We start from the raw sequence: 11,770 nt of genomic DNA, 5'->3' as shown, positions 1-11,770 counted from the left end.
CTGGGGACTGGGGATTGAAGATTTTATCCTCCCCTACTCCCCCTACTCCCCCTGCTTCTGCTGCTTCTGCTCCCGAAGAGTAGGCGTAAGAACTCCAGTTGATGTAGGCGCGGGCTAAATCTTCGTCATCTGTCCAGTTTTGCGATTCGATTATACCTTGGAGTCCGGCGCCGTAAGCACCTGGACGAGAACCAAAGATGCGATAGCGCGATCGCACTACTGCTGCTTCTAAAGTTAATCCTTGGCTTGTCCACAAATCAGTTTCTTGGCGAACTGCATCTGCAAGGGGATTTTGTTCTGGCGGTTCATCTAAGTCTGCTACTGCTGATACTGCTTGAGCGAATAAATCAATTAAGTTGGGAAAAGCATCCCGGAAGAATCCCGAAATTCGCAAGGTGACATCTACACGCGGCCGCCCCAAAATCGCTAGGGGCAAAATTTCAAAATCCACTACTCGCCGCGCTGCACCATCCCATACAGGTTGGACTCCGAGTAAAGCCAAGGCTTCGGCAATGTCATCACCGCCTGTTCTCATGGTGGCAGTTCCCCACATTGATAAACCTAATGTTTTGGGATATTCACCATGTTCTTGAGTGTAATATTCAACGAGGGTTTCAGCAGCTTTTCTCCCGATATCCCAAGCTGTTTCTGTGGGAATGGCGCGAATATCGACAGAATAAAAGTTTCTGCCTGTTGGTAGAACTTCTGGGCGGCCGCGTGTGGGTGCGCCAGATGGGGCACTTGGGACGTAACCGCCATCGAGTCCGTGTAATAAATGGGTGATTTCTTCGGGGGTTTTTTGTAAGGCGGGAAGCAGGCGATCGCGTATCCAGGTAGAGACACGATTTATCGCGTCTGTGCTGGGGGGAGAGACACGATTTATCGCGTCTGTGCTGGAGGGAGAGACGCGATGAATCGCGTCTGTACAAGAGTTTTGATTTATTAGTTTTTCTGCTAGGAGGGCGGCGTGTTCTTCTAGGACTTCGACGATATCACCGAGGGTACGGCATTCTGTGCCATTGACTATTGAGTATTCACCGCTAGGCATTGACAAATCGGCTGTGAGGGGGTCGAAGTCTAGTCCCCAATCTTGAGCTATGGCGCGGGTGATACCTGAAGAATGGCGATTGGGTATGCGAGCGATCGCTACTATTAAATCTCGTAGCTGCCTTCCTTGGGGACATTGCCCAAAAATATGTAACCCATCGCGGATTTGGGCTTCTTTTAATTCACAAAGATAGCCACCGATAGAATTCAAAATTAAAGATGACGCTCGCGGACTCGCTAACGCTGCGCTAACAGAATTAAAAATTTCTGTTTCATTTTGGATTCCTAAATCTAGATGGAGATTTTCTTTGATCACCAGTTCGCGGATGCGATCGCGAATCACTGGCAAACGCGAAGGATCTAAACTGTCCGCTTCATAATACTCATCAATTAAATTTTCTAACTTTTGTAAAGAACCGTAGAGTTCTGCACGAGTCATTGGCGGCGTTAAATGATCTATAATCACCGCTTGAGCGCGACGTTTGGCTTGGGAACCTTCACCAGGATCATTGACAATAAATGGGTACAGGTGGGGAAGTGCGCCGAAAGCCACTTCTGGATAACAATTACTAGACAAAGCCACACTTTTACCCGGTAGCCATTCTAGATTTCCGTGTTTCCCTACATGAACTACAGCATCAGCACCAAAACATTCTCTTACCCAATAGTAGAAAGCTAAATAAGCATGAGTTGGTTCTAAATCCGGCGCATGATAATTCAAACTGGGGTCATTATCATAACCCCTTGCTGGCTGAATTCCCACGAATATGTTGCCTAGTTGAATTCCGGGAATGGGGATTGGGGAACTCGGGGCCCCCACGGAGTGGGAATTAGGTATTGAGTATTTGGTATTTGGTATTGGGTATTGGGTATTCCTCTCGTCTCCCCTGTTTTCTTTTTCCCCAGTCCCCAGTAAAGAGTCCCTATTCCCTATTCCCCACTCCCCACTTTCCACTCCCCACCTTTCACTAATACCCTGCTGAACTGCTGGCGGTAATGAAGCGAAATATTCTTGATACTCTTCCCAAGAAACACTTTGGTGTACCGGAAGCCATTCTCTACCTTCTGGATCGTTGGTTACGCCAGCTATCAGCCGTTGAATCAACTCATCTCCTTGATCAGGTGGATTTTCTACTTCATAACCAGCCTGATGTAAAGCTTGCAGGATTTCTACACAACTAGCTGGGGTGTCGAGTCCTACACCATTGGCGAGGCGGCCATTCCGGTTGGGGTAGTTTGCCAAAATTAGGGCTATTCGCCGTTCTTGGGGGGGTTTGTCACGTAGACGCGCCCAATTTGCTGCTAGTTTAGCAACGAACTCGATGCGATCGCTCACTGGTTCATAAATTACCACATCTGTCTCTAGATGAGGATTACGAGTTTGTACGGCTTTAAAAGACACAGCACGAGTAATAATCCGCCCATCTACTTCTGGTAGCGCCACATTCATCCCAATATCGCGGGGAGAAAGCCCTTGAAACTGTGACTCCCACTGCTCAATTGATCCGCCACTGAGGATCACCTGCAACACAGGCACATCTAATTTTTGCCACAGGTCGGTTTGGGGTGTTTCACTTTCCAAGCGTGCTAGAGAAAAACTGGTGGTATTTAGCAGCACAGCTATTGATTCGCCTTCTTTGGGTTGAAAAAATTCACTCAACTCAACTTGCACATCAGGTTCACGCAATGAGGAAACAAATACTGGCACAGGTTGTAAATTTTTCTGGACTAAAGCTTCGCATAAAGCATCAATTACCTTGGTATTTCCAGCTAAATAATGAGCGCGGTAGAAAAGGATGCCAACTTTGGGGATTGGGGATTGGGAGATTTGAGGTTCTGAGGTGGATGAACGGAGTTCCGAGGTGGATGAACGGAGTTCTGAGGTGGATGAATGAGGTTCTGAGGTGGATGAATGAGGTTCAAAGGTGGATGAACGGAGTTCTGAGGTGGATTCATCCAGTTCAAAGGTGGATGAACGAGTATTTGAGGTGGATTCATCCGGTTCAAAGGTGGATGAACGGAGTTCTGAGGTGGATTCATCCGGTTCAAAGGTGGATGAACGAGTATTTGAGGTGGATGAACGGAGTTCTAACTCTCTTCTGCTCCCCTGCTCCCCCACTCCCCACTCATACAATCCCACGCGCCCAATTGGCTGTGGTGGCCGGGGATTATATGTAGTTAATAAGCAACTATCGGAGATAAATTGCAGAGCATTAACGAAATTTTCTACGCCACCTTCGCTAAAATACTGCCATACCTGGTTCACAACACCCAAGGGCACGGTAGACTGAGAAATTAAATCGGGATCAAAAGCGTCATCCCCTGGCATTACAATAAGGGTTCTACCATTACGTTGCACAATTTCTTGCACTACTTCTAAACCATAACTCCAGTAGGAACGTCCTCCCAACAGGCGCAAAATGATTACCTGGGCAAGTTCCAAAACTTGCTCTCCATAAGTGTCTATGGTTAATTGTTGCTGTAACTGCAACAGGTTGGCGACTCTTAATGCAGGAAAGCTTGCAGGTAATTTTGTCACCGCAGCTGCTAAGGTTTGAATATCTGTATCAGCAGCCGTAATCAACACGAAAGGCGCTGGAGTTTGTTCTAGAAAAATTAAACCCTCTGACTGATTCCATCCACCCGATGTGCTACTTGTACGATGCATAATCCTGTCTTACCGTTTTAAAATTGTTGGTTAGTAGATAATCAAAACAAACTTTTTTCCCTGCATTCAGCCCCCTCTTACCAAAATGATTGAAAATGCTTAGTTCTCCTGATTTGAGCTTTTCTCGAACCTTGCCTATTGTTGTATTTAATCAGCTTGGGGAGTTGTTAGAACAGATTGCTCAAACGGTGGGAAGTGCTGCTTTAGTACTGACAGAAGCTGTGTTAGTACGAATTTCCATACCTGTGGAGTGGCAAAGGCAAAGGTTTACGCTAGTAGTTTCTGAGCAGTTTAGTGCGCTTCTGGTAGGAAACTTAGCGCAGGAGGAGCAGGGGAATAGGGGAGATGAGGGAGATGAAGGGGATGAGGGAGATGAGGGAGAACAAGTACCCACTCAGGACTCGGCACTCAATGCTAATTTGACATTTAATTTAGAGGCGATCGCTTCTTTTGTCCACGAATTAAGAGACTTGTTTGAGTGTGATTCCTCCACTTACCAAAATATTGAAGGCTATCGCCAAATTATTCGCCCTAATGATGCCACACTCCAAAGTCAATTCTCGCTGTTGTTATTAGAATATCTCCTAACTCAGCCAAACCAAGAAATAATAGCACCTCCAAGCTCAACTGCGCCGACAATTTATATCTGTCAGCCAGTGGAAGATGCTTTAAAAAAACAGATTTCCCAAGAGCAGTTGTTAAATCAGGTAACAACGCAGATCCGCAAAAGCCTGGATTTGCCGGTGATTATGGCAACAGCAATTACACAAGTGCGTGAGTTTCTAGAATTAGACAGATTAGTAATCTATAAATTTGCAGGTTCTAAAGTCCAGACTCAACAATACCAGTCTGACACTATTCCACTTAGGGGAACCGCACTACTAACAGGTACGGAACTGTCAGTTGGGGAACCTTCGGAAATCTATTTTTCTATAAATGAAAACAACGATAAACACTCGCCTTCTGTGTCTGCCAATAATCAACCATTATTAGAAGACTACCAAAACTATGGAGGTTATATTGTCTATGAAGTCCGTGCTACAGATGCTATTACATCGGTGTTGAATTATACGGAAAAAAATTGCTTTATCCGAACCTCTCAATGTTGGGAAAAGTATCGCCAAGGTTTTACCTTAGCTGTTGATGATGTCGAAAAAACTTATGCTTTAGAAGAATGTTTGTTGAATTTTTTGAGGGAAAGCCAAGTTAGGGCTAAGTTAGCAGCACCAATTATATTTGAGGACAAATTGTGGGGATTGCTGATTGCTCATCAGTGCGATCGCCCACACCAGTGGAGTGAGAGTGAAAAAAACTTGCTGACTTCGATAGCAGAACAATTAGCGATCGCAATTCACCAAGCTGAGTTAATGCAAACCCTCACCCAAGAAAAACAAACTCTCGAACAACGAGTTATTGAACGCACAATAGGACTACGTGATGCTCTCCTCGCCGCCGAAGCTGCTAGCCGGATCAGAAGTGAATTTCTCGCTACTATCAGTCACGAATTGCTCACGCCTTTAACTTATGTGATTGGGATGTCTTCGACGTTATTACGCTGGCCTTTGGGTGAATTGAGTCAACGACAACGGGGTTATCTGCAAACAATCCACGACAGTGGAGAACATTTATTAGAAATGATTAATGATATCCTCGATTTATCGCAAATCGAGGCAGGTAAGACAGCTTTAAATATTTCAGAATTTTCTTTGGTGAATGTTGCCCAAAATGCTGTAGAGTCACTGCGAAAAAAAGCAATCAGTCAACAAATTAATCTCAACCTTGATTTGCAAATCGATCCCAGGCGCGATCGCTTTACCGCCGATGGAGAACGAGTAGAACAAATTCTCTGGAATCTGTTAACTAATGCGATTAAATTTACCCCCGAAAGTGGTAGCGTTACCTTGCGTCTTTGGGTGGAAGATGATACCGCTATTTTTCAAGTGGAAGACACTGGGATTGGTATTCACGAAGAACAATTACCATTACTTTTTGAGAAATTTCAGCAACTCGATACACCCTATCGCCGCCGCTACGAAGGCACTGGCCTTGGACTAGCTTTAACTAAACAACTTGTGGAACTCCATCGGGGACGAATTGAAGTAGAATCAACTGTAAGTATTGGCTCAATTTTTACTGTATGGATACCAACTCAGGCAGTGAGAGTGATGAGTTAGGAGTTAGGAGTTTGGAGTTTGGAGTTTGGAGTTTGGAGTTTGGAGTATCACTCCCCTTCCCTTGCAGGGAAGGGGTTGGGGGTTAGGTCTGTATTGGACTCAACTGCAAACCGCTATATTAGCTAATTAAAGTACTAAATTATTTATTTTGAGGCTAGGCTAATAAGCATTTTTTCAAAAACTTTCAACACAGGCTCCTCTCCATTGTCTCTAGTGAAAATACTATAATTTGGGTGAGAGTTGACTTCAATTAACCAATATTGATTATCTCCATCTAATCCGATATCAAAACCACCATAATCAAGGTCTAACTCTTCAAAAACTGGTTGAACAAAATTAGCAATCTCTGATAGTATTTGTGGATCGTTGATATATTTGGCTTTCGCACCATCCCAGTGTAAAGGACTGAGATTACCAACACATTTGGCATCAGTTATATCTTTTTCATAAAGCAAAACTAACTCTTTATTTAAGAAAACCGCTCTATATTCAGATTTAATGTGAATAAATTCTTGAGCTAGAGCGACGTAATCATACTTATGATTAATAGTAAAAATTTCTTTTAAAGCAGTTTGAATTTCATTTAGATTCTCACATAAAAAGACATTATGTCCGCCCGCACCAGAATTTCTTTTAATAATCACTGGTGTTTCAAAATTTTCTTTTATTTCTAATACGATATCTTGAATAGTTGGAAATTTTAAGTAAATCTTATATTGGGTGTCACAAAAAGGCGAAAGAAACCCTACTGTCCGAGGAACGTTAACTTTTTTATTTAAAACATGATAAGTGTATTCTTTGTCTTTGATAAGATGTGCTACTGCTTGATTAAGTAACGGAGTGCTATAGTTACAAAAATAATGCTGTTTACTATTCAATTTTATTTTAATTAAGTTTTCAGATGGATGAAGGATTTCATACCTGATGTTTAAGCTTTCACAAGCTTTGAGCAATAGCGAAACGTTGTCTAACATAAATACTTAAAGTTAAACCTCTAAATTACAAATTACGAATTACGTAGCTTGCTTCTCGCCTTCTCTAGGAGACGCTACGCGAATGGCGAGTATTACGAATTATTTTAACTTGCTGTTTGCCGTTTAAAAATTATCATCTCAGTACCAACAACTGGGTTACGCGCTATCAGCTTATCTTGGGAGTCGAGAATTTCTAAATGGGTAAAATCAAGTTCTTGAGAGCGTTGTAATATCTTTGCAGCTAGTTTGTCCTGCTGGGATTCTTTGAGAGTGTACCAATCATGACTAACTTTGACTGTAAGATTGCTGGTGCGGAAGTTGGCTTGAATTGACTTTATCAGACCAGAGGCAATGCGATCGCTAATTTCAACTACCTGATTTTCAATAGCTGCAATCAAGGCTTGTTCAGGTGTCAATTCTATGATTGGTGTCGGCGTTGGTGTAGGGATTGGCGTTGGCGTAGGAATTGGTTCCGGTTCCGGCGTTGGTGGCGTAGTTTGTACTTCGGGCGGCGGTGTAATTTCCTCTGGTGGCTGTGGCGGCTGTGGTTCGGGTGCAACTGACTCAGGTGGAGTAGTTATCGTTGGTGTCGGTGTCGGTGCAGGAACTTCTTCAACCGGTGGAACTGTTGCGATTTCAGTAGGTTTACCAGTAAAGACACTCGCAGTTGTCCAAAGGATAATTACAGCAATTCCAGTAACAATTCCAGTCATTGCTGTATCTGATAACTTTGTTGACAAATTTGATGGTAAAAACAAGCGGATTGTCCTTAACAGTCCACCCCACCACAACTGAAACTGCTGGAAATAACTGGGTTTTTCCTTAGTACCAGGTGGCGGTGCTGTCTCCAGTTTCTCCACCGTTACTTCTAAAACCCCAATCGTCCCTTGGAGAAGTTGGATAATTTTAGCCTTCCAAAATGGCTGAACTCTCTGGTAAGGTTTTTGGGGAGGTTGAGTTACCTGCTCATCCGTCGGTTTTGACTGATTGTCTTGTGACATGGAACTTTCACCAAAAGCAGCGAATCAAAGACAAACAACGTACATTATTACTGGTGCTGCCTTCTTTTGCCTTAATGTATCACTTCATTGCTCATTGTTTCCGCTAAACTGACTATTTATTAAATTTGGTGAATTATGAACCTGAAACGCCGTCAATTTTTATTTTTAAGTAGCGTCAGCGCCATTAGTACAGGATTTTTAAGCTGGATGTTTGCTCATCAAAATCATCAAAGTGCTGGTATTACTGATTCAATAACAGCTATAGCCGCCAACCCAGCCAAAAAAGACTTGTTATTACGTTTTGTGTCTGTTGCGGATACGGGGACTGGGGCTAAAGGACAGTATGCTGTGGCTGGAGCGATGAATGCGTATCATCAGAAAAATCCTTATGATTTAGTAGTTTTAGCTGGAGACAACATTTACAATAACGGCGAAATTGAGAAAATTGGCGAAGTTTTTGAGCGTCCTTACAAAGTTTTGCTTAAGCAAGATGTAAAATTTCAGGCTTGTTTAGGTAATCACGATATTCGTACTGCTAATGGAGATCCACAAGTCAAGTATGCCGGCTTTAATATGAAGGGACGTTACTATACATTTAAACGTAATCAAGTACAATTTTTCGCTTTAGATACTAACATTAATGCTGATTGGAAAAACCAGCTAATTTGGTTAGAAAAAGAATTAAGTCTTAGTAATGCTCCTTGGAAAGTGGTGTTTGGACATCATCCGATTTATTCATCGGGTCAGTATGGGAATAATCCAGGTTTTATTAAAACTTTTACTCCTCTATTTCAAAAATACGGTGTTCAACTTTACATCAATGGTCACGAACATAGTTATGAACGCACTCGTGCTATTGATGGTACAACTTATTTAATTTGTGGCGCAGGTGCAGGCAATCGTCCTGTAGGGCGTTCTGAGTGGACAGAGTATTCCACCAGTGATTTAAGTTTTGCCTCTTATGAGGTGTATAAAGATAGAATAGAAATAAGTGCGATCGCTACTAATAATCGTATTTTTGATAAAGGCATTATTCAATTAAAATCAGCGTAATCTCATAGTACTGCAAGATATTTAACAGATGTAGTGTAGGCGATACTTATCCACAAAATTACATTAAGCCTAGTTAAAACTATGAAAGTCAAGCGCTTGAAAATGCAATCCTTCCGTGGAATCGGCGATTTGATGCTGGAGTTCGATGAAACGAGTCCAACGGTACTTATTGGTATTAACGGCGTGGGCAAATCGAGTATTCTTGATTGTATTGCTATTTTTCTCTCACAGTTCATAGCATATATTCAAAATTCTTCGGAACCTATACGTTTTTTTCATAATAAAGACATTAGTAATGGCTGTGATGAAACACACAATGAAATTACATTTTTAATAAAAAATTTACAGGAAATAGTTTTAAATATAACGAAAATTAATTCAGGTGATATTCAAGAATCTCCCACAACAGATAGAGAGTTTTTTCAGTTAAGCCTTTTGCTCAATGAAAAGTTTCGTATGCAACAAATATCAAATAGTGAATATCAAAGATTGCAACCAATATTAAATTATATATCAACAATTATTGATCCAGAAATTTCTGAGCCTGTTAGTTTGGATAATGATAAACCTGCTACTCTTTCTAGTCTTCAATACACGAAAGGTTTACAAGCTGCGGTTGATGCTCTGCGTCATCAGTTAGAAAACAGTTCTGAAGCCAACATTCCTTTAGTAATTTATTACCCTGTTAATCGTGCTGTTATTGATATGCCTTTAAAGATTTCAGAGGTAAGTTCATTTAAGCAAGTAGATGCATATAATCAGGCACTCACGGGAGGAAGAATTGACTTCAAAATCTTTTTTGAATGGTTTAGAAATCGAGAAGATTTAGAAAATGAGAGGAGAAGAGATAATCCTGATTATAGAGACAAACAATTAGAAGCAGTCAGACAAGCTATCTCTTCATTAATACCAGATTTTTCCAACTTGCGGGTTCAGCGTTCTCCTTTACGAATGACTGTGCGAAAACAAGGTGAAGAACTTACAGTTAATCAGCTATCTGATGGGGAGAAATGCTTGCTGGCAATGGTAGGAGATTTAGCAAGACGATTAGCGATCGCCAACCCAGGTTTAACAGAACCACTCGAAGGTGAGGGTGTTGTTTTAATTGATGAAATTGAGTTACACTTACACCCCAAATGGCAACGGGAAATTATTCCAGCTTTAACCAGAACATTCCCTAATTGTCAATTTATTGTCACCACCCATTCGCCTCAAGTAATTAGCCAAGTCAAGCCGGAAGGAATTTATATTTTAGAGAAAACAGACGAAGGTGTTGTTGTTAAAAAACCAGAAAGTTCCTTTGGGAGAGACAGCAATCGCATTTTAGAAGACCTCATGGGTGTTCCAGAACGTCCCCAGGAAATTAAGGAAAGCCTTTTAGAGCTTTTTCGACTAATTGATGCTGGAAATATTGAAGGTGCTAGGCAATTACGTCAACAATTGGCTAATGAAATCGGAGCAGATGAGCCAGAATTTGTCAAAGCGGATGTACTCATTCGGCGCAAGGAAATTCTCAACCGATGAAGCATATCAAAAAGGGTCAGGAGCCAGAAAAATTTACCAATTGGAAGGCTCTGGAAAATGATGATTGGAAACCTAGCTGGGATGATAATTTTCAAACACCAGAAAAACCTGTCGTACATGATGCTTTACTAAAAGAACAGGGATATATCTGTTGCTATTGTGGAATGCGTATCACTAGAACAACTAGCCACATAGAACACCTCAAACCTCGTAGTACTTATCCAAATCTGGCACTTGAGTACACAAATCTCATCGCTTCATGTCAAGGAGAAAGTGAAGAACCTCCTACTGTTCCGGTGCATTGTGGACATAAGAAAAAGTATTGGTACGATGAAAATTTGATGGTTTCACCTTTGGAAATAAACTGTGCTGATTTTTTTAAATATCCTGCTTCTGGTGAAATTCAACCGACAGATAATCCAGGTAAAAAAGTTGTTGCTGAAACAACAATTAAGAAGCTTGCACTTGACATTGACAAACTGCAAAATATGCGTAGAGTAGCAATTGATGCTGCATTACTGGCTACTGAAGGTTTGACTGAAATAGAAATAAAACTGCTAGCTGAAGGTTATGAAAAACTGGATGTTGATGGGCAATATACTCCGTTTTGTGCCGCAATTGGCTATTTACTCAATAATTATTTTTGATTCAATAAAATATGTACGTAGGCGTAGCCCATCGTAGACATCACATTCACTTTATACTAAATAATATTAGTTTAATTATCACCGCAAAAGTTTATGATTCTTGAAGCAGTTATTCTTCATGTCAAACCTGGTTTGGAATCCGATTTTGAAGCTACTTTCAGAAAAGCTTCTAAAATTATTTCCTCAATGGATGGATATTTATCCCATGAATTGCATAAATGTATAGAAGTCAAAGGTAAATACTTATTACTTGTCAGATGGGAAACTTTAGAATCTCATACTGTTGGATTTAGAAATTCTGCTGAGTTTCAAGAGTGGAAAAAACTTCTGCACCATTTTTATGAGCCATTTCCCACTGTTGAACACTTTGAAGAAATTGAAATATGAAAAACAATAAGTTACAAAAACTCATTTTTTAATAAGTTCAGAAGAAGCTAGAGTTAATACAACCTAAGCTCAACTTATAAATGTTGGTGTTTTAGTTACAAATAACTCATTTTTAGATAAGTAAAAATAATGCTATATTTAATAAATTTAATGATTAATTATATAAAATCCAAAAATGATAAGTAAAATAGAACCTTTAGTTAATAAAACTTCTTCCTAACTTATTAATGAACAAGTTTTAGTTAGTCCAGCACGTTCTGGAGTTACAAATGAACAAGTTTTAGTTACTACAGCA

The 11,770-nt window shown here is 40.9% G+C and carries 8 protein-coding genes; 5 read left to right on the top strand and 3 right to left on the bottom strand.

All coding sequences use genetic code 11. From position 1 onward, the window contains the following. The coding region (cobN, locus tag ACFFAP_RS29675) for a cobaltochelatase subunit CobN (RefSeq protein WP_375514576.1) at positions 1 to 3,715 on the bottom strand (3,715 nt) is incomplete at its 3' end. A gap of 95 nt (positions 3,716 to 3,810) precedes the next feature. Between cobN and ACFFAP_RS29670 the strand changes: the two genes are divergently transcribed. Next, complete coding sequence (locus ACFFAP_RS29670; RefSeq protein WP_375514575.1) at positions 3,811 to 5,889, top strand: ATP-binding protein; 2,079 nt, start codon at positions 3,811 to 3,813, stop codon at positions 5,887 to 5,889. A 143-nt stretch (positions 5,890 to 6,032) separates the two neighbouring features. Here ACFFAP_RS29670 and ACFFAP_RS29665 read toward each other — a convergent pair whose 3' ends face one another. Both ACFFAP_RS29665 and ACFFAP_RS29660 read right to left on the bottom strand, forming a co-directional pair. Then, the gene (locus tag ACFFAP_RS29665; RefSeq protein ID WP_375514574.1) at positions 6,033 to 6,863 is read right to left on the bottom strand and encodes a RimK family alpha-L-glutamate ligase; all 831 of its coding nucleotides are present in this window, start codon (positions 6,861 to 6,863) and stop codon (positions 6,033 to 6,035) included. Between the two features lie 104 nt (positions 6,864 to 6,967). Next, positions 6,968 to 7,864 (bottom strand): hypothetical protein, encoded by an 897-nt coding sequence (locus ACFFAP_RS29660; protein ID WP_375514573.1) that lies wholly within the window; start codon positions 7,862 to 7,864, stop codon positions 6,968 to 6,970. A gap of 135 nt (positions 7,865 to 7,999) precedes the next feature. Here ACFFAP_RS29660 and ACFFAP_RS29655 point away from each other — a divergent pair, with 135 nt between their 5' ends. The 4 genes from ACFFAP_RS29655 (at position 8,000) to ACFFAP_RS29640 (ending at position 11,475) form a co-directional block, all read left to right on the top strand. Further along, positions 8,000 to 8,917: a metallophosphoesterase family protein gene (locus ACFFAP_RS29655; protein WP_375514572.1), complete on the top strand. Its 918-nt coding sequence runs from the start codon at positions 8,000 to 8,002 to the stop codon at positions 8,915 to 8,917. 81 nt (positions 8,918 to 8,998) lie between these two features. Further along, complete coding sequence (locus ACFFAP_RS29650) at positions 8,999 to 10,441, top strand: AAA family ATPase (RefSeq protein ID WP_375514571.1); 1,443 nt, start codon at positions 8,999 to 9,001, stop codon at positions 10,439 to 10,441. Continuing rightward, the gene (locus tag ACFFAP_RS29645) at positions 10,438 to 11,088 is read left to right on the top strand and encodes a retron system putative HNH endonuclease (RefSeq protein WP_375514570.1); all 651 of its coding nucleotides are present in this window, start codon (positions 10,438 to 10,440) and stop codon (positions 11,086 to 11,088) included. Before ACFFAP_RS29650 ends, ACFFAP_RS29645 begins: the two co-directional genes overlap by 4 nt. A 93-nt stretch (positions 11,089 to 11,181) precedes the next feature. After that, positions 11,182 to 11,475 carry an antibiotic biosynthesis monooxygenase family protein gene (locus ACFFAP_RS29640; RefSeq protein ID WP_375514569.1) on the top strand — a complete coding sequence of 98 codons (294 nt, stop codon included), beginning with the start codon at positions 11,182 to 11,184 and terminating at the stop codon, positions 11,473 to 11,475. Positions 11,476 to 11,770: the final 295 nt, after the last annotated feature.

The organism is uncultured Nostoc sp. (assembly GCF_964245575.1).
Lineage (GTDB): Bacteria > Cyanobacteriota > Cyanobacteriia > Cyanobacteriales > Nostocaceae > Nostoc.
Note: the sequence above shows the minus strand (reverse complement) of the source record. Positions and strands in the feature narration are given on the sequence as shown.

Excerpts from the sequence above, each read along its gene's own strand:
- ACFFAP_RS29645 (WP_375514570.1), top strand. The coding sequence starts at position 10,438 with ATGAAGCATATCAAAAAGGGTCAGGAGCCAGAAAAATTTACCAATTGG.
- ACFFAP_RS29660 (WP_375514573.1), bottom strand. The coding sequence starts at position 7,864 with ATGTCACAAGACAATCAGTCAAAACCGACGGATGAGCAGGTAACTCAA.
- ACFFAP_RS29670 (WP_375514575.1), top strand. The coding sequence starts at position 3,811 with ATGCTTAGTTCTCCTGATTTGAGCTTTTCTCGAACCTTGCCTATTGTT.
- ACFFAP_RS29655 (WP_375514572.1), top strand. The coding sequence starts at position 8,000 with ATGAACCTGAAACGCCGTCAATTTTTATTTTTAAGTAGCGTCAGCGCC.
- ACFFAP_RS29640 (WP_375514569.1), top strand. The coding sequence starts at position 11,182 with ATGATTCTTGAAGCAGTTATTCTTCATGTCAAACCTGGTTTGGAATCC.
- ACFFAP_RS29650 (WP_375514571.1), top strand. The coding sequence starts at position 8,999 with ATGAAAGTCAAGCGCTTGAAAATGCAATCCTTCCGTGGAATCGGCGAT.
- ACFFAP_RS29665 (WP_375514574.1), bottom strand. The coding sequence starts at position 6,863 with ATGTTAGACAACGTTTCGCTATTGCTCAAAGCTTGTGAAAGCTTAAAC.